The sequence below is a fragment of the Ruegeria sp. BC6 genome (assembly GCF_056539185.1).
In genome coordinates this window covers 1,049,283-1,072,370 of the sequence record NZ_JBQFUM010000001.1, presented here as the reverse complement: position 1 = coordinate 1,072,370, position 23,088 = coordinate 1,049,283, and the positions used below count along the sequence as shown (strand labels likewise).

Sequence of the window (23,088 nt, the reverse complement as noted above, 5' to 3'; positions counted from 1 at the left end):
GGTCGTCCTGGTGTTGTTGATTGCGTTGGTGCGGTACTAGGGCCGAAAAACAAGAGCAATGCAATGCGCAAATGACAAGTTCAAGTCCCGAAACCTCCGATTCGGCCACGGTCAGTGGTCAAATTGGTCAGCTTTCAGGCAGCAACGCCGCAGGCGATGGCGGGTTGGGAACGGCAAGGTAGAGATCGGCTGCAATGTCGATCAACCCGCGGATGTGTAGCGCTGTGCGATCTGCCGGGGAAAGGTCTGAGATCGCGGCGCGAACCGCGGTGGCGACCGGAGCCGGATCGCGCGTGATCGCGGTGATGTAGGGCAACGCCGGGGTGGGGCGTGTGCTTTCCACCGGGCGCAAACGCTTGCCCAGATCGGTATGCTCTTGCAGCAGCACCCATGTAAGTGCGTCCAGCGATGCGAAATCGGCATGTCCATCGGCCACGGCCTGCGCTGACAGGGCGTGTCCACCGGTTTCCAGCAGGCGCGCCGGAGCAAGGCCCAGTTCGGACAGATGCGTGACCGGCGCGGCCCAACCCGATTGGGACAGCGCCTCGTTATAGGCAAAAATGCCCGCCGCCAGTTCAGGCAGATCGCGCGCGTCATCGGCGCGGGCTACTAAAACCGAGCAGTAGTGTCCCGGCGGACACCCCGGCAGGTCATAATCTGGAGTGCCGACCAGATGCACCTTGCCGTGCAGGCGCGTGCGATAGGGCATACCGCAGGTCTGGGCAAAGGTCAGGTTCGGATCCTGCCAGATGTCCCAGAAATCACCATCGCGGGTCAGATGGTTCGGACCTTCGCCCAAATGTGCGCGAATCAAGCTCCAAAAGCGATCGTTGGCCGGTTGCAAAGCGGGCATGTCGTACATGCCCAGCATCGCCGTCACGATTTGGCGGCCTTCTGCCGGGCTAGGGCTGAATCCACGTCGCTGACGCCCAGAAGGCTGACGACCAGCCGCAGCAGCGAGTCCTCGTCCTGCGAGCGCTGACCGTCGGCCAGCGCCACCGACCACAGCGCCTGAACAACGCCGAGGCGATGGTCGTACGGCACCGCATCCTTGATCGCACGGGTAAAGCGGACGGTATCAGGAGCCTCGGCCTCGAGATCTTCGGCCTGGGCGCGCAGCCCTGCGGCCTCGAACGGGGACAGGCCGTAGCGCTCGGCCAGAACCTTGTCGATGCGCGACATCTCGGTATCGGCATAGTCATCATCGGACCGGGCAAGGCGAACCAGCAGGGCGGCCAAGGCCAGCCGGGCGTCATCATCGGTCAGTGGGTCGGGCTGCGGCTGGGTCAGCCGGGACAGGAAGGCGTTGAACATGGCCTAGATATAGCGGCCACTCAGCCCGCGTCCAAGCGGCTTTGCACCCGTTCGCGCGCGGCTTGGCTGTCATTGTAGCTGAGGCCCATGGCGATGCGCGCTTCTTCGACGATCTTGATCTCGCCCTCGTCCGAATTGCCGTCGGCCAGCACAACCTCCCAAAGGGCCTCCATCGCGGCCAGACGTTCATGCAAATCCGTCGTTTCGCGGATCAGTTTGCCGAAGGTATCCGTGTCGGGGGCTGCGGCGTGCAACTTCTCGCAGGTGGCGCGGACCTTGGCGGCTTCGATCGCGTTGTGCTGGTACAGCCGTGCCAGGATGCGGTCTATCAGGCTGATTTCCTCGATCTTGTAGTCGCGGTCGGCCTGCGCAACACGCACCAGCAAAGCGCCAAGCGCCAGTTCCGCATCAGGGTCCGGCAGCGTGGTCTGCTGAGGAGGGCGCAAAGCCTGCAGGAAGTTCTTTAGCAGTGGCATTGGGGAATCCGTATTTCTGTCACCGTGTCCGTGCTAGGCGTCATACCCTTCGATGATCACCAGATCACCGGATGAAACTGGATCGCGCAAGGCTTTTGCCTTTTGGTACAGGTCGCTTTCATAGCAGGCCAGGGCGGCCTCGTAGCTGGGAAATTCGATAACGACGGTTCGCGCCCGCGCTGCGCCTTCCCGCACCTGCCGATCTCCACCGCGTACCAGAAAACGGGCACCGTATTCGGCAAACGCCTCGCCATTGGCAGCGATGTAGGTCTTGTAGGTCTCCATGTCGTCTACATCGACATGAGCCACCCAGTATCCTTTGCTCACGCGGTCTGCTCCTTTTGTCCGTTCCGGCTCAAACTGAACCGGAACGCTTTGCAAAGCAAGACCAAGCCGTACAGTCCGCCTCAGACCAGACGTGACGTGTCCTTGGCCGCGCGAACGAAGTCGCGGAATAGGGGGTGCGGATCGAAAGGTTTGGATTTCAGTTCCGGGTGGTACTGCACGCCGATGAACCACGGGTGATCCGACCATTCGACGATCTCGGGCAGGCGTCCATCGGGTGACATCCCCGAGAAGTTCAGGCCTGCTTTCTCAAGCTGTTCGCGATACTTGGTGTCCACCTCATAGCGGTGGCGGTGCCGTTCTTCGATCTGGGTGCTGCCGTAGACCTCGGCCACTTTCGAGCCTTCGGTCAGAACCGCGTTGTAGGCACCCAGACGCATGGTGCCGCCCTTGTCGTCACCAACCTTGCGTTCGATCTTGGCGTTGCCCTGAACCCATTCCTTGAGGTGATAGACCACCGGTTCAAAGCGTTTCTTACCGGCCTCGTGGTCGAATTCCTCTGATCCCGCTCCGGAAATGCCGGCCACGTTGCGCGCGGCTTCGATCACTGCCATCTGCATGCCCAGACAGATGCCTAGATACGGCACCTTGTGTTCGCGGGCATATTGCGCAGCCTTGATCTTGCCTTCGGTGCCGCGCTCGCCAAAACCGCCCGGAACCAGAATGGCGTGGAACCCTTCCAGATGCGGGCCGGGGTCTTCGGTATCGAAGATCTCGGCATCGACCCACTCAACCTTGACCCGGACGCGATTGGCCATGCCGCCATGGGTCAGCGCCTCGGCGATGGACTTATAGGCGTCTTCCAGCTGGGTGTACTTTCCGACGATCGCGACCTTCACTTCGCCCTCGGCGTTGTGGATGCGGTCGCTGACGTCTTCCCACTTCGACAGGTCTGGCTTGGGCGCCGGGCTGATCTGGAATGCGTCAAGCACGGCCTGATCGAGACCTTCGCGGTGATAGGCCAGCGGCGCGTCGTAAATGGTCGAGAGATCCTGCGCGGCGATTACCGCGTCGGGGCGCACGTTGCAGAACAGGGCCAGCTTTTCGCGCTCTTTCTGCGGGATCGGTCCTTCGGAACGGCAGACCAGAATGTCGGGCGCCAGGCCGATTGAGCGCAGTTCCTTGACCGAGTGCTGGGTGGGCTTGGTCTTCAGCTCGCCAGAGGCCTTGATGTAAGGCAACAGGGTCAGGTGCATGAAAATGCACTGTCCGCGCGGCTTGTCCTGGCTGAACTGGCGAATGGCTTCAAAGAAGGGCAGGCCTTCGATGTCGCCCACGGTGCCGCCGATCTCGCACAGCATGAAATCGACCTCATCCTCGCCGATGGCGATGAAGTCCTTAATCTCGTTGGTTACGTGCGGGATCACCTGAATGGTCTTGCCCAGATAGTCGCCGCGGCGTTCCTTTTCCAAAACGTTCGAATAGATCCGCCCCGAACTGACCGAGTCGGTCTTTCGTGCGGCAACACCCGTGAAGCGTTCGTAGTGTCCCAAGTCCAGGTCGGTCTCGGCCCCGTCGTCGGTGACGAAGACTTCACCGTGTTCGAACGGCGACATCGTGCCAGGATCGACATTCAGGTAGGGATCCAGCTTGCGCAGCCGAACCGAGTATCCCCGAGCCTGCAGAAGCGAACCCAGAGCAGCGGACGCCAGCCCTTTGCCCAAGGATGAAACAACACCACCAGTGATGAAAATAAATCGCGCCATGTTTCTTCGGCTGCCCCCGTGAGACGTCAACATCAACTGCCCGGCGGTTCGAAAAAACCGCAGCATCACGGGACTTCACGTATAAAGGATTCGCGCAAAAAGCGCAAGAGAACCGCAAGATGCTGTTGTGGTTCTCTTTCAGATTTCTAGGTTTTGTGGATCAGTCGGCCTGTGGGATCAGTGGCGCGTTGTCGCCCTGCGCCGGCGGCAGCAGGTCCTCGGCCGAGGGAACAGCAGGTGTGCTCTCTTCGGTCGCGTCCTGAGCCGGAACGCCAAGCCGGTCGATGACCGAGCTTCCAGCCGATTTTTCTGCGGCAAGAATCGTCAGCGTGATCGAGGTAACGATGAAGCAGGCAGCAAGGATCCAGGTCACCTTCGCCAGTGCCGTCGTTGCAGAACGTCCTGCAATGGCGCCACCGCCGCCGCCACCCATGCCCAGGCCACCGCCTTCGGACCGCTGCAGCAGAACAACGGCGATCAGGCCCAAAGCCAAAAGAAGGTGGATGATGAGAACGACGTTTTCCATGGTGTTCCTGTGCGGCGTGGCGTATATCGCCGGGTACTTAAGCAAGTTTGAGGCCGGGGGCAAGCCACGAGTTGCCATCACCGCCGGGGATTGTGCCGAACAGGCCAAATGGGGCTGGACACACGGCGGTGCCTGGCTCAGGCTGCGGCCATGCCACATGACGATCACGACCACCCGCACGCGTTGCTGCCCCCGGACCCCGCTTTGCGCGTCAAAGCGCTTGAGACGATCCTGACCCGCAAGGGATTGATCGACCCGGCCGCTCTGGACGAGATCATCGACACCTATCAGAACCGGATCGGTCCGCAGAACGGTGCGAAGGTTGTCGCCAAAGCCTGGTCTGACCCGGAGTTCAATCGCGCCCTGCTGGACGATGCCACGCCTGTGCTCTCTGAGATGGGGTTTTATGGCCGGCAGGGCGAACATATGGTCGTGGTCGAGAATACTCCCCAGACGCACAACATGGTCGTTTGCACCTTGTGCAGCTGTTACCCATGGCCGCTGTTGGGCATCCCCCCGGGCTGGTACAAATCTGACGCTTACCGCGCACGTGCCGTGCGCGAGCCGCGCCGCGTCCTGGCTGAGTTCGGAGTTGAACTGCCCAAAGGTACCGCAGTTCGTGTCTGGGATTCGACCGCCGAAATACGGTATCTGGTTTTGCCCATGCGCCCGGAAGGCACTGACGATCTGAGCGAAGAGGACCTCGCCGCGCTGGTCACGCGCGACAGCATGATCGGTACGGGTTTGCCGGAGGTGCCAGCATGACCCGTGTCCACGATATGGGCGGGCGCTTCGGCGACGGGCCGGTGCGTCCCGAGCCTGAAGACGCGCCGGTTTTTGCCGAAGACTGGAACGCGCGGGCCCTTGCCGTGACACTGGCTGCCGGCGCGTTGGGCCAATGGAACATCGACACGTCGCGCCATGCGCGGGAAAGGCTGTCCCCCAAGGACTATGCCCGGTTCAGCTATTACGAGAAATGGATTTCGGCCCTGGCCGACCTTTTGGTCGAGACCGGAGTTCTGCGGATCGAGGATCTGCGCGGGCAGGGCGTTGACGAGCCACATCCGCTTGCTCCGCGAAAACTGCCGGCAGATGCGGTGGCCAGAGTTCTTGCCAAAGGTGGACCGGCCGATCGCCCGTCGAATACCCCTGTCGCTTTTGAGGTCGGCCAGACCGTTCGCACGCTGCGCCCTTCTGCCAATCGTCTTGTTGAAGGGGGACACACGCGGCTGCCCGCTTACGGAGCGGGCGCGACCGGACGAATTTTGCGGTTTCACGGCACACATGTCTTTCCGGACTCCAGCGCGCATGGCCTGGGTGAAGCGCCCGAGCCGCTTTATGCCGTTGCTTTTCCCGCGTCGGAACTGTGGGCCGATCCCGAACACCCGGATGACGAGGTGATTCTGGATCTCTGGCAAAGCTATCTGGAACCCGCATGAGCATCTGTCTCGATCACAATGCCCCAAGTCCGGTTTTTGAGAACCCCTGGCACGCTCAGGTGTTTGCGGTGACGGTGGCGTTGAACGAGGCCGGCCGGATTTCCTGGACCGATTGGGCCGCCCGGTTCTCCGAGACTTTGCGGCGCCACGGGCTGAACCGCGAGCTGGACGGGGGCGATGACTATTTCCTGGCCTGGCTCGAAACGCTCGAGTCGGTTTTGGCAGAGCAGGAAACGGCATTGCCCGAAGAAGTCCACGAAATGCGCGCAGCTTGGGAGGAGGCGTATCTAAAGACGCCTCACGGAATGCCGGTACGCCTTTAACCCCGGGTGACTTTGCAGTTGCTGCCCGTTCCGGGGGGTTATCCCGGTATCTTCTGGGTCAGATGAACAACGGCGCGGACTCCGTCCGGTGGCCATGATCCCCGACAACAGCATTGCGCGTCGGCGCGATTGGTGGCTGCGGCGAATTACCGGTTTCCCTGTTGCCTGCGCCCCGCTATATGAGCCGGGTTTGGTAATTCAGCGCAAAAAGGACCGGATATGGCCAATGTGGTTGTTGTCGGCGCCCAATGGGGTGACGAAGGAAAAGGCAAGATCGTCGACTGGCTCAGCGAGCGGGCAGACGTGATCGCGCGTTTTCAGGGCGGGCACAACGCCGGGCATACGCTGGTCATCGATGGCGAGGTCTACAAGCTGCATGCACTGCCGTCTGGTGTGGTGCGTGGTGGCAAGCTGAGCGTGATCGGCAACGGCGTTGTCCTGGATCCCTGGCATCTGCTGAAAGAGATCGAAACGATCCGTGCGCAAGGCGTCGAGATTACGCCTGAAACGCTGATGATCGCCGAAAACACACCCTTGATCCTGCCGATCCACGGCGAGTTGGACCGCGCGCGCGAGGAAGCAGCGAGCAAGGGCACCAAGATTGGCACGACCGGACGCGGGATCGGCCCGGCCTATGAGGACAAGGTTGGTCGCCGCTCGGTTCGTGTGGCCGATCTTGCGGATGAGGCGACTCTCGAAGCTCGGGTCGATAGGGCATTGCAACACCACGACCCGCTGCGCAAGGGTTTGGGTATCGACGCCGTGGATCGTGACGCACTGATCGCCCAATTGAAGGAAATCGCGCCGCAGATCCTGCCTTTTGCAGCTCCCGTCTGGAAAGTGCTGAATGAAAAGCGCAAAGCTGGCAAGCGCATCCTGTTCGAAGGCGCTCAGGGTGCATTGCTGGATATCGATTTTGGCACGTATCCGTTTGTGACCTCGTCGAACGTGATTGCAGGGCAGGCGGCGACGGGCGTGGGGATCGGTCCGGGGTCGATCGACTTCGTTCTGGGTATCGTGAAGGCCTACACCACCCGTGTCGGCGAAGGCCCGTTCCCGACCGAACTGCACGACGCCGACGGGCAGCGACTGGGAGAGCGCGGACATGAATTCGGCACCACGACAGGCCGCAAGCGGCGCTGCGGCTGGTTTGACGCCTGCCTCGTGCGACAAACCTGCGCCACAAGTGGCGTCAACGGAATCTCTCTGACCAAGCTCGATGTTCTGGACGGGTTCGAGACACTGAAAATCTGTGTCGCTTACGAACTGGACGGCAAGCGTTTGGACTATTTGCCCACGGCTGCGGATCAGCAGGCGCGGTGCACACCGATCTATGAAGAAATGCCGGGCTGGAGCGAGTCCACCGAGGGCGCGCGCAGCTGGGCAGACTTGCCGGCAAACGCCATCAAATATGTCCGCCGGGTGGAAGAACTGATCGAATGCCCGGTGGCGCTGCTGTCTACCAGCCCGGAGCGGGACGACACCATCCTTGTGACCGACCCGTTTGCCGACTGATGGCAGGCGCGGACAAACCCGGCCTCAGCTACAAGGCCCGCAGACGGTGGTCACTGGTTCTGTTGCTGGTGGGGCTGCCGCTTTACATTGTGGCGGTGGTCACCATCGTGAACTGGCTGGACCGACCATCAATCCTGGTCGAACTGCTGGTCTATGTGGTTTTGGGTGTTCTGTGGGCGCTGCCATTCAAATTTGTGTTTCGTGGCGTTGGCAAAGAAGACCCGGATCAAGATCAGCAGTAGACCAGACCGTTGTAAGAAACCTGCCGACGTGACAGGCTTGTCCGAAAAACAGTTTCGGTAAGCACAAGTCGGCAGGTGGATCCTTGATGAAAAATGCTGTTTTGGTCACATTGACCAGCCTCTCAACCCTGAGTTCGGGTGCCGTCTGGGCTGATGATTGGGAATTCGTCATTGCCCCTTACCTCTGGGGGCCGGATTTCAGAACCTCGCTGGATATTGGGCCGAACCCTCCGGTTGATGGCAGCAAATCCATCTTCGACATTCTAAACAGTGCTTTCCTGATCGCGGGCGAGGCCCGGAAAGGGCGTTGGACGATCGGAGGTGAGTTCAACTATCTGAATCTGGGCGACACCGTTTCCATCGGACCATTCAGCAACGCCGCGAGCTGGGAGCTGGACGGGATCATGACCTCGCTCGCGGGCAGCTACGCGGTGGCAGAGGACAGCCAGTCCCGAATTGAGGTGCTGGGCGGGCTGCGCCATTGGGATCTTGATCTGTCGACAACCGTGGCCGGTTTCACGGCAAGCACTGACCAAAGCTGGACAGATCCAATCATTGGGGCACGATACTCTCGCGCGCTGAATGAGCGGTGGAAACTTGCGGCCATGGGAAACATCGGTGGTTTTGGCTATGGGTCGAAATTCCAGTGGGAAGCCCTCGTTCAAGCCAATTGGAGCTGGACCGAGACCGTCGATGTTGCAGCCGGCTACCGTCATCTGAGCGTTGATTTTGAGGACGGCCGCAACGTTATCGATCTCATACTGACCGGCCCGTACGTCGCGTTGGCGTTCAAGTTCTGAGCTTTTTCGTAAAATGCAAAAAAGGCCGGAGAGGATCTCCGGCCTGTCTTGGGCAGTTGGGGGGTCTTGTCAGCCCGCGGCGCGCTTGTCGTCGGGGCGGAAGCCGATCTGGTTCGAGGCGGCAAAGCGCCCTCCGCCGGCTTTTTCGATCTTTCCATCGCGCAGAAGCTGGCCGAACGAACGCAAGCTTTCTTCGCGGTTGAATTCATCCTGCTTGAGTGACCGCACCTTGTTCATCAGCTGCGGACGCGAGAACTGCTCCTGACCTTCGATGAAAGACAGGTAGGCCGCCGCCGCCTCCAGCAGGTCGGGCAGGGATTGTGCGCCCTGCTCCTGAGCGAAATGGGCAAAGCCGCCTTCTTCGGATGCGTCGTCGTCTTGTGCTGCGGTCACGCGGCGCGGGGTGACCGGACCGGCGTCCGCGTCCTGCGTATCGATGCGCTGCTCGGCCACCAGCTTGAGCGGCGCGGCCGTATCCGACTCGGGGCGCATGCTGGTGACATGGATTTCCGGACGACGGGGGCTGACGACCGAGGCCAGGTCTCCACGATATTTCTGGTTTTCGTCCTCATCCGCATCGCGGGCCTTGCCACCTTCAGCTTCGGTCGCTGCCACAGCTGTGCGCAGGTGGGAATAAGTTTCCCGCTTGTCCGAAGTGGCCGGGTCATCCATTTGGGCGTCGGCCTTCTCCATCAGGCGCAACACGTCCGAGTCCACGTCCTGAGGCTTGTTTGCGTCGCGCTTCGAGCGCGCATCCATTTCCGCCTCGATTTCGGAGATCTCACCCAGGATGCTCTCTTCGTCTTCGGCGGTCAGGACGCCGTCTTCCGCGAGTTCAGAGACTTCCTCATCGGCATCTTCGGGCTGGTCACCCAAAATGTTGAGGATGTCGTCAGCCTCGGGCTCCGAGTCGGTGTCCTCTTCAAGATCCGCGAAGAGAATCTCGGACGAGGCTTCTTCATCACTGGCGGCCTGGTCGTGTTCGGACGTTTCTTCCGCTGCGGCTTCCTCAGCCTCTTCCAGATCAGCTTCAACTTCCTGAGCATCCTCGGCAGCTTCATCAGCCTCCGCTTCAACTTCAGCCTCCGCTTCGACTTCCAGTGCTGCCTGGAATTCTTCTCCCGCTTCGAATTCGACCGCGGCCTGAGGTTCTTCCTCGGCCAGGTCGACAAACGGGTCCGTGGGCTGTTGCGTAGCTTCTACCGGAGCATCTTCCTGCGCCACCTCTTCGGTTGCATCCAGATCGTCGGGGCTGAGCGCTCCGGCTTCGAATGCGGCCGAGATGGCGTCAATCTGGGGCTCGGGCGAGGCCAGAAAGCCGCTGTCTTCGTCTTCGCTGTAGGCGGGGGGCGTCTGGTCATTATGCGAGACGACCGCGCGGATGCGCTGCAGCTTGGCGGCGATGCTGTCGGCGCCTTGGGGGGCTGCGGATTCGACTGGCTCGGCATCGGCAAAGAATGCGGCAGCACCAGCCGCCGGTGCCGTGTCGACCACGCTCAGGTCAGGGCTGGCGGGCGCCGGTGTTCTGGCTGCGGGTGCGGGTTGTTGCGGGGCCGCATCATGGGCTTCGTCCGTGGCGCGCAGCAGCAGTCCGGTGTCGTTCTGCTTGGCTTCCACACGGCGCGAAGCGTCACGCTGAGCGATGCGGGTCAACATTTCTGCGTCTGGTTGAGGAGGCTCGGAGCCGAAATACCTGTCATCCGCGGCAAGATCGCGGAAGTATTCGGCAATCGCCTTCATCGTCTCAAAGGAATCGTCAAAGCCTTCCAAAGTGCATGAGAAGGTTCCGTAGGAAACGGTCAATACCTTGTTGTTCTGTACCATCAGACGCACGTCCTCTACAAACTACACAGAGCCAACCCGCGCGACGCTGGGCGCGTCTGTCAGCTCGAACCTGTTCTAAAGAACCTATCATTTTGTGGTCTCAATGTGTCCAAAAGCGGGAAAAATGGTCAATCTTGGAAAAAACGGCGAAATTGTTCATTCCAAAAGACCAATTGCCCTGTTCGGAGGAGGGGAAACCGGCCCCGATGACCTGAATCTGGCGCTGAATCGCGTCAATGGCGCTGTAGCCGCGGATGGCGGGGCCGCCGCATTGATCGATTCGGGGCGCGTTCCGGATGCGGTGATCGGCGACTTCGATTCGTTGGCACACGCCTATCTTGCACGGATACCAGAGGACCGTTTGTTTCCAATCCGGGAACAGGACAGCACTGATTTCGACAAGGCCCTACGCAATATCCGCGCGCCGCTGGTCTTGGGTGTCGGGTTTCTCGGAGGTCGGCTGGACCACCAACTGGCGGTGCTCAATACGCTGGTTTGCCACAAAGACAGGCCGTGCGTCCTTCTGGGAGCACGCGAAGTGGTCTTTCACGCCCCGCCTAGGATATCACTGTCGCTCACGCCGGGCGACACAGTGTCATTGTTTCCATTTCAGCGGGTAACCGGACGCAGTTCGGGGTTGGAGTGGCCAATCGACGGACTGGTGCTTGAGCCGGACGGGCGAGTCGGAACATCGAACCGTGCGCTGGCTCAGGTTACCCTCGAGGTTGACGGACCCGGGTTGCTGGTCATGGTGCCGCGCGATGCTCTTGATGCTGTCATGCGGGCGTTTGCGTCGGAGCAGACCGTGCGCTGGCCCGCTCGCGCAGGATGACATAAAGCCCGGCCGCGATCGTGATGGCGATCCCCAGGGCCGCCAGACCGTTTGGCAGATCGTGAAAGATGAGCCGGCCGATCAACGTCGCCACCGGAATCTCCAGATACTGCATCGGCGCCAGCGTTGCCGAAGGCGCGAACCGCAGCGCCCATGTCATCAGCAGATGTGCCACGGTTCCCAGAACACCGATCGCCAACAGCAACCAATGGGCGTTGCCTTGCGGCAGGGTCAGTGCCAGATCTGGAAGACCTGTCAGGGCCCCGATCGCGAGCAATGGAGCCAGGACCGCGGTGGCCAGCAGCCCGGACACGGCCTGCAGTGCAATTGGATCGGTTTCTTTGGCAATCTGCCGGGTCACCAGCATGAACAGGGCAAAGACGACGGCCACGATCAGCGGCAAAAGGGCCGGAGCACCAACCTCGGCAAAGCTGGGCTGGATGACCAGCAACGTGCCAGCAAAGCCGACAATGCAGGCGATCAGACGACGATGCCCGACTTCTTCACCCAGCACATACTTGCCCAGCAGCAGCATGATGAACGGCATGACAAAGGCGATGGCGACGGCATCGGCCAAAGGCAGATACTGCAGCGCACTGAACATCGCGGCTATTCCGACAATGTGCAGCAGAGTGCGCAGCACGGTCAGCCGCAGCACGCGCCCGCGCATCCGCCAGGTCCGACCCGTCAGCGCCACCAGCGGGATCAGGATGGCCGCCTGCACCGCAAAACGCACCAGCACAAGAACGCCAAGCGGAGTGGTTTCTCCCAACAGCTTGGCCAAGGCATCGCCCAGCGGTGCAAGCACGCAGAAACCAAGCATCAAAACGATGCCGAAGACGGGACGATCCTGTGTCATGGGCGCGACGCTAGACGTTTCCCGCAGAATGGGAAAGGCCCGTCGTCAGTCCTCGGGCAAGGGCTGAACCTTTGTGTAGTCCGGACCGATGCAAGTGGGCAGCTCGTCACCCAGTTCGAGCCACGTCAGTTTCTCTTCATAGGCGACATGCAGCGTTGGCCGCAGGGCTTCGGGGTTCTCCAGTGTCGCTACATAAAGGTGCAAAACGTCGGACATCGTAGTGGATCGGAACGAGATCGGCGTTCCGCAATGCGGGCAAAAGCTGCGCTCGACACCGGGGGACGAGTTGAACCGCTTCGGTTCCTCTCCGGTCCAACGCCACTGACCGTCGCGCACCCCAAAATATGTGGTCATCGGCGCGGCACACTGGCGGCGGCAGCTGTCACAATGGCAGGAAACACAAGGCAGGACCGGAGGGTCGACCTCGAACCCGATTCTGCCGCACAGGCAATGTCCGCGCATTGAGCTGCCCTCCCGGTTTGATCCCTCAGCAGTTTGGCACGTTGACGGCCAGACCGCCCAGCGAGGTTTCCTTATACTTCTCGTGCATGTCATGACCGGTCTGGCGCATGGTCTCGATCACCGCGTCCAGTGGCACGAAATGCTGCCCGTCCCCGCGCAGGGCCAGCGACGCCGCCGAAACCGCCTTGATCGCGCCCAGCCCGTTGCGCTCGATGCAGGGAACCTGCACCAGCCCGGCGACCGGGTCGCAGGTCATGCCCAAATGATGTTCCAGCGCGATCTCGGCGGCGTTTTCCACTTGTTCCGGTGTGCCGCCCATCACTGCGCAAAGACCCGCCGCGGCCATTGCGGCGGCGCTGCCGACCTCGGCCTGACAGCCGGCTTCGGCGCCTGAGATCGAGGCGTTGTACTTCACCAACCCACCAATCGCGGCGGCGGTCAGCAGGAAATCCTCGATATGGCTTTCCGATGCGCCGGGAACGTGGTCGAGGTAATAGCGCAGCACCGCCGGCAGTACGCCCGCAGCGCCGTTGGTGGGGGCGGTGACGACCTGACCGCCGGCGGCGTTTTCCTCGTTCACCGCCATCGCATAGACGCTCATCCAGTCGTTGATCGTGTGCGGCGCGTTCAGGTTCATGCCGCGCTCGGCCATCAGTGCATCGTGGATCGCCTTGGCCCGGCGCCGCACCTTGAGGCCGCCGGGCAGGATGCCTTCGGTGGTCAGCCCGCGCTCGATACAGGCGTTCATCACCTCCCACAGGCGGGCGGTGCCTTTTGCGAAACTGTCCGCGCAGCCCCGCGCGATCTCGTTGGCGCGTTTCATCTCGGCGATGGTCTTGCCGCTGCTGCGCGCCATTTCCAGCATTTCGGCGGCGGTCTTGAACGGGAAGGGCACGGGCGGGCCGTCAATGGTGTCCTTGCCTTCGGCCAGCTCCTCTTCGGTCAGGACAAAGCCGCCGCCGACCGAGTAATAGACCTGCCGCAAGATCACGTCGCCCTGTGCGTCGGTGGCCATCAGGATCATGCCGTTGGCATGGCCGGGCAGGGTGTTGTCGTAGTCGAAGACCAGATCGGCCTTTGGGTCGAACCGCAGGGTCGGCAAACCCTCGGGTGTGACAGTTCCGGTTTCGGCAATTGCAGCCAGTGCCGCTTCGGCACGGTCGTGGTCATAGCTGTCGGGGACAAACCCAGCCAGCCCAAGGATCGTGGCGCGGTCCGTGGCGTGGCCGACGCCGGTGAAAGCCAAAGATCCATGCAGCGAAGCGCGCAAGCCAGCAAATTCGAACGGCGAGGCGCGCATCAGATCAAGGAACCGCGCGGCCGCTACCATCGGCCCCATCGTGTGGGACGAGGATGGGCCAACACCCACTTTGAACATATCGAAGACGGATAGAAACATGTCTGGTCGTTGAGCCTTGTGGCGAGTTGGCGGCCGGGCCGGCTTGAGCCGCCCGAACCGGTGGGAAACTGTATGCGCTTTATTTACACAACCGAGCCGAGCACTGAAGATTTGATTGCGACGTTTCCGATGGGAAACGCGTATTCGTGTATCGATTATTGCGCCGGTCCCGCGGATTTTGGGCCTCGCAGTCGGGCAGGGCTTTCCGTATAAGTTCCGCAAAGAACTGAGGGGAAGCCGCAATGACAGCAGAGTTGTCACCCATCGACCGGGCCAAGAGTGTCGCCGCCTATCGCGCGGCCGAGATGGTCGAAGACGGGATGCGCGTGGGTCTGGGTACCGGATCGACCGCGGCATGGTTGGTGCGTCGTCTGGGAGAGCGGGTGCGGGACGAAGGTCTGCGGATCAAAGGCGTCCCGACGTCGACGGCTACGGCACAGTTGGCGCGCGAGGTCGGGATCGAGGTTGTTTCGCTGGATCAGGCGGGTTGGCTGGACGTGACGATCGATGGCGCCGACGAGTTCGACGGTGAATTGAACCTGATCAAGGGCGGCGGCGCGGCGTTGCTGCAGGAAAAGATCGTGGCCACGGCCAGCGACCAGATGATCGTGATCGCCGATGCGGGCAAAGAGGTAGAGGCGCTGGGCGCGTTCCCGCTGCCGGTCGAGGTCATTCCCTTTGGCTGGCAGACCACGCGTACGCTGATCGAGGAGTTGCTGGACACGATGGACGTGCTGGGCACGTCGGCGACCCTGCGGATGAACAGCGAGGCGCCGACCGTGACGGATGAGGGCAATCACATACTCGACCTGCACCTGCAACGCATCGGCAACCCGAGGCAACTTGCACTGGTGCTGAACCAGATACCGGGTGTGGTCGAAAACGGGCTGTTCATCGACATCTGCGACAAGGTCGTGATCGGCCACGGCGACGGCCGGGTCGAGCTGCGCGATTTCAACAGCGGTACGATCGAGCTGGATCGGTTGGGCGACGAACACGACAACCTGTTTTCGGACCTGGCCGACTGAGCCAACCGCGCACCCGCCTTCACAGCGGTGTGCGATTTCCGGGCCAAGGGGTTGGCACGATCATTCACGCCCCCAAATACTCAGGGCAATTTCAGGCAGGCTGACAAAAGGAACGCGGCATGAGCTTTGACTATGATCTTTTCGTCATTGGAGGCGGCTCGGGCGGTGTCCGCGCGGCGCGTGTGGCGGCGGGCGAAAACGGCGCCAAGGTCGCGCTGGCCGAAGAGGACCGCTATGGCGGAACCTGCGTGATCCGTGGCTGCGTTCCCAAAAAGCTGATGGTGTTTGCCAGCGAATACGCGGGAATGGTCGAGGACGCTCGTGCCTATGGTTGGGATATTCAGCCGGGCGCTTTCGACTGGCAGCAGTTCCGCGGCAAGCTGCATGCCGAACTCGACCGGTTGGAAGGCATCTATCGCAATATCCTCAAGAACAACGGTGTCGAAACTTTTGACCAGCGCGCGAAACTGGTCGATCCGCATACGGTTGAACTGGCCGACGGCACTCGCAAAACGGCCAAGCACATCCTGATCGCCACCGGCGGGCGACCGGTGGTGCCGGAATTCCCCGGTTCAGATCTGGCCATCACATCGAATGAAATCTTCCACCTTGAGAAGCTGCCCGAGACCATGCTGATCGTGGGCGGCGGCTATATCGCCTGTGAATTCGCCGGGATCATGAACGGCCTGGGCGTCAAGACCACGCAGTTCTATCGCGGCGCGCAAATCCTGCGGGGGTTCGACGACGAGGCGCGCGGGCTGATCTGCGAAGAGATGTGCCAAAACGGGGTCGACGTGCATCTGGGCACCAATGTGCTCGAGATGAAAAAGCAGGGCGACAAGATCTGGGTCAAGGCGACCAACGGGTCTGAACAGCTGTTCGATGTGGTGATGTATGCCACGGGCCGGGCGCCAAATGCGGATGATCTGGGCCTTGAGGCGCTGGGCGTCGAACGTGGCCGCAAAGGGCAGATTGTCGTGGACGAATACAGCCAGACCGCGGTGCCTTCGATCTATGCCATCGGGGACGTGACCGACCGGGTAAACCTGACGCCGGTCGCCATCCGCGAGGGCATGGCTTTTGTCGAGACCGTATTCAAGGGCAACCCCACCCCGGTGGATCATGAGCTGATCCCGACCGCGATCTTCACCCAGCCCGAGATGGGAACCGTGGGCCTGAGCGAGGAGCAGGCCGCCGAGCAGGAGCCGATCGAGGTCTACGCGACCTCGTTCAAACCGATGCAGAAGGCGTTCGCGGGCGGCACGCAACGGGTGTTGATGAAGCTGATCGTCAGCCAGGCCACCCGCAAGGTGCTGGGCTGTCACATTGTCGCCCCCGGCGCGGGCGAAATGATCCAGTTGGCGGGCATCGCGGTCAAAATGGGCGCGACAAAGGAAGATTTCGATCGCACGGTTGCGGTTCATCCGGTGATGGCCGAAGAACTGGTAACCATGCGGCAACCCGTGCGTACCGCTTGATTTGCAAGCGCGCGCACACAGGTTACAAGTGATCCCGTAAGCACACGGGCCAAAACAAGGGAAATGAAACACATGGCGGGCAACAGCGGAGGCCCCTGGGGGGGCGGAGGCTCATCCGGTGGCGGAGGAAACCGGGGAAACAATGGGGACGGGCGACGCCCGCCCGAAGGCGACGGGCCGCAGATCCCCGAAATCGACGAGTTGATGAAAAAAGGCCAGGAGCAGCTGCGCGTGCTGATGGGCGGGCGCGGCGGCGGTGGCCGAGGCGGCAACGGATCCGGCCAGGGCGGCGGTGGCGGCCCGGCGATTACCAAGGGCACCATCCTGCTGGGCGGGGTTGCCGCTCTGGTTCTGTGGGGCTTTGCCAGCGCCTATACGGTCAAGCCCGAAGAGCAGTCGGTTGAGCTGCTGTTCGGTCGCTTTACCGGAATCGGCACCGAAGGTCTGAACTTTGCACCGTGGCCTGTCGTCACGGCCGAAGTCATCCCGGTGAAGGTCGAACAGACCGAAACCATCGGATCGGGCGGGCGCGGTTCGGACGCCGGTCTGATGCTGACGGGAGACGAAAATATCGTCGATATCGATTTCCAGGTGGTCTGGAATATCTCGAATCCTGCGGACTACCTGTTCAACCTGCGCGACCCGAAACAAACTATCCAGGCCGTGTCTGAGTCGGCCATGCGCGAGATCATCGCGCAGTCGGACCTCGCGCCGATCCTGAACCGCGACCGTGCTATCATCGCCGAACGGCTTGAGGAACTGATCCAGTCGACTCTGGACAGCTACAACTCGGGTATCAACATCGTCCGTGTGAACTTTGACGGCGCCGACCCACCGGAACCGGTAAAGGATGCCTTCCGCGAGGTTCAGTCGGCTGGACAGGAACGCGACCGGCTGGAGAAGCAGGCCGATGCCTATGCGAACCGGGTTTTGGCCGGCGCGCGTGGTGAAGCCGCGCAGGTGCTGGAAGAGGCCGAAGGCTATCGGGCACAGGTCGTGAACGAAGCTCAGGGTGAGGCCAGCCGGTTTGGCGCGGTTCTCGAAGAATACTCGAAAGCTCCGGATGTGACCCGCAAACGTCTGTACCTTGAACGGATGGAGCAGGTTCTGGGCGACGTGGACAAGATCATCTTGGATGACAGCGCAACAGGCCAGGGGCAGGGCGTCGTGCCTTATCTGCCGCTGAACGAACTGCGCCGCAACTCGGGTGAGGGGAACTAAGACATGCGTAAATCAACCTTTCTCCTACCTGCCATTTTCGTGGTTATTGTGATCGCCCTCTCAGCGATCTTCATCGTGGACGAGCGTGAAAAAGCGCTGGTTCTGCAATTCGGTCGCGTGATCGACGTCAAGGAAGACCCGGGCCTGGCCTTCAAGATTCCGGTCATTCAGGAGGTCGTGCGCTACGATGACCGTATTCTAAGCCGCGAGGTCGGGCCGCTGGAAGTCACGCCGCTGGATGACCGCCGCCTGGTGGTCGACGCCTTCGCGCGCTATCGGATCACCGATGTGCGGCAGTTCCGTGAGGCCGTGGGTGCCGGTGGCATCGACACAGCGGAGCAGCGTCTGGATTCGATCCTGCGCGCCAAAACCCGCGAGGTTCTGGGTTCGGTAAGCTCGAATGACATTCTCAGCTCGGACCGGGCGGCGCTGATGCTGCGCATTCGCAACGGCGCGATCGCCGAGGCCCGCGATCTGGGCCTTGAGGTGATCGACGTTCGCCTGAAACGTACCGACCTGCCGCAGGCCAACCTCGAAGCGACCTTTGCCCGGATGCGCGCCGAGCGCGAACGTGAGGCGGCCGACGAAGTGGCGCGCGGTGAAGAAGCTGCACAGCGGATCCGTGCCCAGGCTGACCGGACCGTGGTCGAACTGGTCTCCGAGGCCCGCCGTGAGGCGGAGATCGTTCGCGGTGAGGCTGATGCCGAACGGAACGCGATCTTTGCGGAAGCTTATGGCAAGGACCCGGAGTTCTTCGAGTTCTACCGCTCGCTTTCGGCCTATGAGAACGCTCTGAAAGGCGGCAACAGCTCGCTGGTGCTCAGCCCGGATTCCGAGTTCTTCAACTACCTCGGATCTCCACAAGGCCGTTCGGCGCCCGCCGCGCCGGCCTCCCAGTAATGGGTATGATCCTGCTGGCCTTCGGGCTGGTGTTGATTGTCGAGGGGCTGGCCTATGCGCTGGCCCCTTCGCTTGTCGAGCGGATGCTTGAGGCGTTGCGCAGCATCCCCGAACCGGCCCGCAGACTGGTCGGACTTCTGTGTGTGGTCAGTGGCTTCGTCCTGTTGTGGACGGCCAATCGGCTGGGGTTTTGATCGGTTGAAGTAAACTGGCAGTGAATTCCTCAACTTCCCGAGTTGCGGGCGGTCACAAACTGACTACATTGTTTCCCAGCAAGCTGCTCAGGCAGCCACCAACAGAACAATGTCGACAAGGAGAGACCAAGTGCAGGCAGTAGCACGCAGTGTATCCGTCCGCCGGGACGATGTGGTGACGATGGCGCGGCTTTTGTGGCTGGCCTTTGCCGCGGTTTCCCTTTTGTTGCTCCAGACGCTGGCTGCGCAGGCCCGTCAGGAAAGCCTGGCGCCGCTGGTCAACCGGATCAGCCCGGCCGTGGTCAACATCACCACGACGACCCTGATCGAGGGGCAGTCGGGCGCGCAGGGGATCGTTCCCGAGGGTTCCCCGTTCGAGGACTTTTTCCGCGAGTTCCAGGACCGCAATGGCGACCAGGACAATCGCCCGCGCCGCAGCAATGCCTTGGGATCGGGGTTCGTGATTTCCGAGGATGGCTACATCGTCACCAACAATCACGTCATCGCAGAGGCGGATGAAATTCTGATCGAGTTCTTCCCCGGCGATGGTCAGCCGGTAAAAGAGCTGCCGGCCAAGGTCATCGGAACGGATGAGAAAACGGACATTGCGTTGCTCAAGGTCGAGGCGTCGGGTCCGCTGAAATACGTCACTTTCGGCGACAGCGACACAGCGCTTGTAGGGGACTGGGTGGTTGCCATGGGCAACCCGCTGGGCCAGGGGTTCTCGGTATCTGCCGGGATCGTGTCGGCGCGCAATCGCGAGCTCAGCGGTTCCTATGACGACTATATCCAGACGGATGCGGCCATCAACCGGGGCAACTCGGGCGGTCCTCTGTTCAACATGGACGGTCAGGTCATCGGTGTGAACACCGCGATCTTGTCGCCGAATGGCGGGTCGATCGGTATCGGGTTCTCGATGGCGTCGAACGTGGTGTCCAAGGTTGTCGATCAGTTGCGGGAATTCGGCGAAACCCGCCGCGGCTGGCTGGGTGTCCGCATTCAGGACGTGACCGAGGATATGGCCGAGGCGATGGGCCTGGACAAGCCGGGCGGTGCTCTGATCAGCGATGTGCCGGACGGCCCTGCCAAAGAGGCGGGTCTGCTCGCAGGCGATGTGATTCTCAGCTTTGATGGTGTTGAGGTGAAGGACACGCGCGGATTGGTGCGGCAGGTCGGTGAGACGCCGGTCGGCAAGTCCGTGCGCGTGGTCGTTCAGCGGGACGGCAGCACTCAGACCGTGCTTGTCACTCTGGGGCGTCGCGAGGATGCCGAGCGTGCGGAAACCGGCGATGATGATGGTGCGGAAGAGGCGCCGCTGGACGAGAATGCCGACATCCTTGGCCTGACGATTTCGCCTCTGACCGACGCGTTGCGCGAGGATCTGGGTCTGGACGCGGACGCGGATGGTCTGGTTGTGACGGATGTGGATGAAGCCTCCGAAGCCTACGCCAAGGGCCTGCGGGCAGGCGACCTGATAACCGAGGCTGGTCAGCAGAAAGTGTCGTCGATCTCCGATCTCGAGGATCGTATGGACGAGGCTCGGGAGGCGGGGCGCAAGTCGCTGCTGCTGCTGGTGCGCCGTGGTGGCGATCCGCGCTTCGTTGCGCTGAGCCTTGAAGAGTAGGACAGCCAGTTTGGTCAAAATGATCGGCCGGGGCAGATGCTCCGGCCGATTTTCGTTTTGGCTGCAGAAATCAAAAGAGCCACACGCCGGGGAGGCGCGTGGCTCTGGTGCAGGGAGATGCCAGTGGACAGATATCGGGGATGATACTCTGGCACCCTACGGTAACAATTCATTACCTAATGGAAGCGAATCCCGTTGTATGTGAAGCGGATCACATCCGGGCCATTTTCCGGGCAGCAGGTCAGATCAGATCGGATTCGGCGAGTTGGCGCAGGGCGTCAAAGTCGTGGATCTGCAACCCACCGCGCGAAGCCTCGACCACGTTCGAGCGTTTCCACGTCGAGATCGTCTTGGATACCGCCTCGCGCGTCGCGCCGACGAATTCCGCTAGCTCGCTCTGCGACAGGGCTATGCGTTCGGATGGCGCGTCCTGCTGGTTGGCCAGAAGCAGAAGCTTTCGCGCAAGTCGCACAGGCATCGGCAGGAAAACCTGCTCGTTCAACTGCGCCCCCATCCAGCGCATGCGCAGTCCGGCCAGCCGGATCATGTCCTCGGCCAGTTCGGGGTGCTTGCGGATTTGTTCCATCAGATCCTTGCGGCGCACGCGCAGTACACGCGACGGCTCGGCTGCGGTGATCGTGGCGGTGCGCGGGCCGCTGTCGAAGAGGGCGATTTCGCCGAACACTTCGCCCGGGCGCATCAGGCTGAGCGCCAACTTGCGCCCGCTCATGGCTAGGAAGGACACCTCCAAAGCGCCTTCCAGCAAGGCATAGAGGGCGTCCCCCTCGTCGCCTTGTTCGAACAAGACCTCGCCGCGGTCCAGCGAGACAGAAGTGGCTAGCGCAGAGAGCATATCACGAAGCCGGTCTGAAGCTTCGGACAGGAACCCGCTGTTCGGAAAGGCGGTCATGGAAGACACGGTTCTCCGGATGAGTGGTGTGGGTGGTTTCTCAGCTTTCCACAGCTTTGGAGCTAAGCCAAGGATTTTATCCGGTTTTCCGAAGGTTTCCCCAAGGTTCGCCGGCCCGTGTCAGGGACGCATTACTGTTTGTCCGGATCGTCCATATAGCTTTGCAGGATGCTGAATTGCAGCATCAGGAACCCCATCAAAGCGATCGGAAAGCCAAAGGTTTCGATCTTGACCCACAGATCAGTGGACAGGGTGCGCCAGACCAGTTCATTGGCCACGGCCAGCACGGCGAAACAGGCGCACAGGCGGCGCGTCAGGATCATCCAGCCCTCGTGGCGCATGGGCAGCATCTCGTCCAGCACATAGGCGAGGTAGGACTTGCCCTGCAGCAGACCGATGCCCAGCATCAGCGAGAAGAACCCGTAGACCAGCGTGGTCTTCATCTTGAAGAACCGCTCGTCGTTGAACCAGGCGGTCAGGCCACCGAAGAAGATGACCATGATGGCCGTGAAGATCTGCATCCGGCTGAGTTTGCCGGTCAGGACCCACAGGATGCCCATCGCCCCCAGCATCAGCGGAACGAAAATGATGGTGGCCACGATGAAGCCGGAATACTCGGTGCCGCCGATCAGAAAGCTGTCGTCGCGCAGGCGCAGGTAGATGAAGAAGAAGGCCAGCGGTGGTCCCAGTTCCAGCACCTGTTTCAGAAACGGATTGATCTCTTTCTTGTCTGCCATGCCTGTCGTCCTGCTGTTCACCCGCCCATTTCAACTATTACCGCGCCCAATGCAATCAATGCCATCAGGATTATGCGCCGAGGCCCCACGGTCTCTTTCAGGGCCAGCCAGCCGATCAGGGCGGCAAAGACGGTCGAGGTTTCGCGCAGCACCGCGGCTTCGCCGACCTTGTCCAGCCGGGTGGCCAGCATGATCGCTCCGAAAGACATGGGGGCGATCAGCCCGCCTGCAAGCCCCCGCAGCATCAACGGCCCGATTGCCGGACGGTGAACCATCGCCCGCCAGCGCAGGAAGGCGTAGATCGGCATTGTCGCCCCGTCGATCATGAAGAACCAGGCCAGAAAGGTGAACGGATCGGCCGTGGCGCGGATGCCGTAGGCGTCATACGTGGTGTAGAGCGCCACGAAGAGGCCGGTTGCAACCGCAAGGGCCAATGCGATGCCTAAAGTCTCGCGGTTGGTTTCCAGGAAGCGGAAATTGTAGGCGGCCAGCCCGAAGATGCCGGTCAGCAGCACGGCAACGCCCAGCCATTGGGTGGGCGAGAAGGTTTCGTTGAACAGAAGATAGGCGCCGATGACGGTGAACAGCGGGCCGGTGCCACGCACCACCGGGTAGACCACGGTGTAGGACCCCTTGGTATAGGCCATCGCCTGCAGCGTCTTGTAGGCGACATGGATCAGCCAGACCACGGCGAATATCGGCCACATGAAAGGTTCGGGCCAGGGCACGACGAAGAACGCAAAGGGTGCGGCCATCAGGCAATAGCAGGCGTCGATCGCGCCGCGCGACAGCCAGGGGTCGTGCCGACCCTTCTGCAGCGCGCCGAACACCGCATGCAGAAAGGCCGCCATCAGGGCGAGGCCAAGGGCCAGCCTGTGCCCGGCCTCGGTGCCTTCGAGGGAGATCAGCCAGTCGCTCACGCTGCGGGTCTTTC

Annotated in this window: 26 protein-coding genes; 13 read left to right on the top strand and 13 right to left on the bottom strand. The window is 61.5% G+C overall.

Going from position 1 to position 23,088, the window contains the following annotated elements:
• Positions 1-127: 127 nt before the first annotated feature.
• The 6 genes from ACR0MM_RS05330 to secG all read right to left on the bottom strand — a co-directional run bounded on the left by ACR0MM_RS05330 (position 128) and on the right by secG (position 4,367).
• Positions 128-871 carry a phosphate/phosphite/phosphonate ABC transporter substrate-binding protein gene (locus tag ACR0MM_RS05330; protein WP_480695334.1) on the bottom strand — a complete coding sequence of 248 codons (744 nt, stop codon included), beginning with the start codon at positions 869-871 and terminating at the stop codon, positions 128-130.
• A 5-nt stretch (positions 872-876) separates the two neighbouring features.
• Positions 877-1,314 carry a tellurite resistance TerB family protein gene (locus ACR0MM_RS05325; RefSeq protein WP_093962539.1) on the bottom strand — a complete coding sequence of 146 codons (438 nt, stop codon included), beginning with the start codon at positions 1,312-1,314 and terminating at the stop codon, positions 877-879.
• 20 nt (positions 1,315-1,334) lie between these two features.
• Complete coding sequence (locus ACR0MM_RS05320; protein ID WP_170340012.1) at positions 1,335-1,784, bottom strand: tellurite resistance TerB family protein; 450 nt, start codon at positions 1,782-1,784, stop codon at positions 1,335-1,337.
• A 39-nt stretch (positions 1,785-1,823) separates the two neighbouring features.
• On the bottom strand, positions 1,824-2,117 hold the full coding sequence (locus tag ACR0MM_RS05315) for a DUF1330 domain-containing protein (RefSeq protein WP_170363112.1): 294 nt from the start codon (positions 2,115-2,117) through the stop codon (positions 1,824-1,826).
• A gap of 80 nt (positions 2,118-2,197) precedes the next feature.
• Positions 2,198-3,841 (bottom strand): CTP synthase, encoded by a 1,644-nt coding sequence (locus tag ACR0MM_RS05310; RefSeq protein ID WP_093963011.1) that lies wholly within the window; start codon positions 3,839-3,841, stop codon positions 2,198-2,200.
• Positions 3,842-4,001: 160 nt separating this feature from the next.
• A complete protein-coding gene (gene secG / locus ACR0MM_RS05305) occupies positions 4,002-4,367 on the bottom strand; it encodes a preprotein translocase subunit SecG (RefSeq protein WP_093962537.1) in 366 nt (121 codons plus the stop codon).
• 150 nt (positions 4,368-4,517) lie between these two features.
• Between secG and nthA the strand changes: the two genes are divergently transcribed.
• The 6 genes from nthA (at position 4,518) to ACR0MM_RS05275 (ending at position 8,686) form a co-directional block, all read left to right on the top strand.
• Entirely contained in the window at positions 4,518-5,132 is a 615-nt protein-coding gene (nthA, locus tag ACR0MM_RS05300) for a nitrile hydratase subunit alpha (RefSeq protein WP_480694831.1), read from the top strand.
• Complete coding sequence (nthB, locus tag ACR0MM_RS05295) at positions 5,129-5,806, top strand: nitrile hydratase subunit beta (protein ID WP_480694829.1); 678 nt, start codon at positions 5,129-5,131, stop codon at positions 5,804-5,806. Before nthA ends, nthB begins: the two co-directional genes overlap by 4 nt.
• On the top strand, positions 5,803-6,129 hold the full coding sequence (locus tag ACR0MM_RS05290; RefSeq protein WP_093962535.1) for a nitrile hydratase accessory protein: 327 nt from the start codon (positions 5,803-5,805) through the stop codon (positions 6,127-6,129). The genes nthB and ACR0MM_RS05290 overlap by 4 nt, the downstream gene beginning before the upstream one ends.
• A 219-nt stretch (positions 6,130-6,348) precedes the next feature.
• Entirely contained in the window at positions 6,349-7,644 is a 1,296-nt protein-coding gene (locus tag ACR0MM_RS05285; RefSeq protein ID WP_170337852.1) for an adenylosuccinate synthase, read from the top strand.
• Positions 7,644-7,886, top strand: a complete 243-nt coding sequence (locus tag ACR0MM_RS05280; RefSeq protein WP_093962533.1) for a DUF2842 domain-containing protein — start codon at positions 7,644-7,646, stop codon at positions 7,884-7,886. The genes ACR0MM_RS05285 and ACR0MM_RS05280 overlap by 1 nt, the downstream gene beginning before the upstream one ends.
• 86 nt (positions 7,887-7,972) lie before the next feature.
• Complete coding sequence (locus ACR0MM_RS05275) at positions 7,973-8,686, top strand: porin family protein (RefSeq protein WP_480694826.1); 714 nt, start codon at positions 7,973-7,975, stop codon at positions 8,684-8,686.
• Positions 8,687-8,755: 69 nt separating this feature from the next.
• On the opposite strand, the gene ACR0MM_RS05270 is transcribed toward ACR0MM_RS05275, so the two are convergent.
• Entirely contained in the window at positions 8,756-10,510 is a 1,755-nt protein-coding gene (locus tag ACR0MM_RS05270) for a hypothetical protein (RefSeq protein ID WP_480694824.1), read from the bottom strand.
• Between the two features lie 124 nt (positions 10,511-10,634).
• Between ACR0MM_RS05270 and ACR0MM_RS05265 the strand changes: the two genes are divergently transcribed.
• On the top strand, positions 10,635-11,342 hold the full coding sequence (locus tag ACR0MM_RS05265; protein ID WP_170363119.1) for a thiamine diphosphokinase: 708 nt from the start codon (positions 10,635-10,637) through the stop codon (positions 11,340-11,342).
• Here the strand turns inward: ACR0MM_RS05265 and ACR0MM_RS05260 are convergent.
• The 3 genes from ACR0MM_RS05260 to ACR0MM_RS05250 are packed head-to-tail and all read right to left on the bottom strand — an operon-like array spanning position 11,287 to position 14,062.
• A complete protein-coding gene (locus ACR0MM_RS05260) occupies positions 11,287-12,201 on the bottom strand; it encodes a DMT family transporter (RefSeq protein WP_480694822.1) in 915 nt (304 codons plus the stop codon). The two genes, ACR0MM_RS05265 and ACR0MM_RS05260, sit on opposite strands and share 56 nt — an antisense overlap.
• Positions 12,202-12,246: 45 nt before the next feature.
• Entirely contained in the window at positions 12,247-12,663 is a 417-nt protein-coding gene (locus ACR0MM_RS05255; RefSeq protein WP_480694820.1) for a GFA family protein, read from the bottom strand.
• 25 nt (positions 12,664-12,688) lie between these two features.
• Complete coding sequence (locus ACR0MM_RS05250; RefSeq protein WP_480694818.1) at positions 12,689-14,062, bottom strand: L-serine ammonia-lyase; 1,374 nt, start codon at positions 14,060-14,062, stop codon at positions 12,689-12,691.
• A gap of 242 nt (positions 14,063-14,304) precedes the next feature.
• Here ACR0MM_RS05250 and rpiA point away from each other — a divergent pair, with 242 nt between their 5' ends.
• From rpiA to ACR0MM_RS05220, 6 genes are all read left to right on the top strand, one after another.
• On the top strand, positions 14,305-15,090 hold the full coding sequence (gene rpiA / locus ACR0MM_RS05245; RefSeq protein WP_170438000.1) for a ribose-5-phosphate isomerase RpiA: 786 nt from the start codon (positions 14,305-14,307) through the stop codon (positions 15,088-15,090).
• Between the two features lie 119 nt (positions 15,091-15,209).
• Positions 15,210-16,568, top strand: a complete 1,359-nt coding sequence (gene gor, locus ACR0MM_RS05240; protein WP_480694816.1) for a glutathione-disulfide reductase — start codon at positions 15,210-15,212, stop codon at positions 16,566-16,568.
• A 72-nt stretch (positions 16,569-16,640) separates the two neighbouring features.
• On the top strand, positions 16,641-17,789 hold the full coding sequence (hflK, locus tag ACR0MM_RS05235) for an FtsH protease activity modulator HflK (RefSeq protein ID WP_170338334.1): 1,149 nt from the start codon (positions 16,641-16,643) through the stop codon (positions 17,787-17,789).
• A 3-nt stretch (positions 17,790-17,792) separates the two neighbouring features.
• Positions 17,793-18,689, top strand: coding sequence for a protease modulator HflC (gene hflC / locus ACR0MM_RS05230; protein WP_170338336.1), 897 nt, complete (start codon positions 17,793-17,795; stop codon positions 18,687-18,689).
• On the top strand, positions 18,689-18,883 hold the full coding sequence (locus ACR0MM_RS05225) for a DUF2065 domain-containing protein (protein WP_093962522.1): 195 nt from the start codon (positions 18,689-18,691) through the stop codon (positions 18,881-18,883). The genes hflC and ACR0MM_RS05225 overlap by 1 nt, the downstream gene beginning before the upstream one ends.
• A 130-nt stretch (positions 18,884-19,013) precedes the next feature.
• The gene (locus ACR0MM_RS05220; protein WP_480694815.1) at positions 19,014-20,507 is read left to right on the top strand and encodes a Do family serine endopeptidase; all 1,494 of its coding nucleotides are present in this window, start codon (positions 19,014-19,016) and stop codon (positions 20,505-20,507) included.
• 241 nt (positions 20,508-20,748) lie between these two features.
• On the opposite strand, the gene ACR0MM_RS05215 is transcribed toward ACR0MM_RS05220, so the two are convergent.
• The 3 genes from ACR0MM_RS05215 to ACR0MM_RS05205 form a co-directional block, all read right to left on the bottom strand.
• The gene (locus ACR0MM_RS05215) at positions 20,749-21,417 is read right to left on the bottom strand and encodes a Crp/Fnr family transcriptional regulator (protein WP_170337872.1); all 669 of its coding nucleotides are present in this window, start codon (positions 21,415-21,417) and stop codon (positions 20,749-20,751) included.
• 131 nt (positions 21,418-21,548) lie between these two features.
• Complete coding sequence (locus ACR0MM_RS05210) at positions 21,549-22,154, bottom strand: inner membrane-spanning protein YciB (protein WP_170449451.1); 606 nt, start codon at positions 22,152-22,154, stop codon at positions 21,549-21,551.
• A gap of 17 nt (positions 22,155-22,171) precedes the next feature.
• Complete coding sequence (locus ACR0MM_RS05205) at positions 22,172-23,074, bottom strand: EamA family transporter (protein ID WP_093963009.1); 903 nt, start codon at positions 23,072-23,074, stop codon at positions 22,172-22,174.
• Between the last annotated feature and the right edge of the window lie 14 nt (positions 23,075-23,088).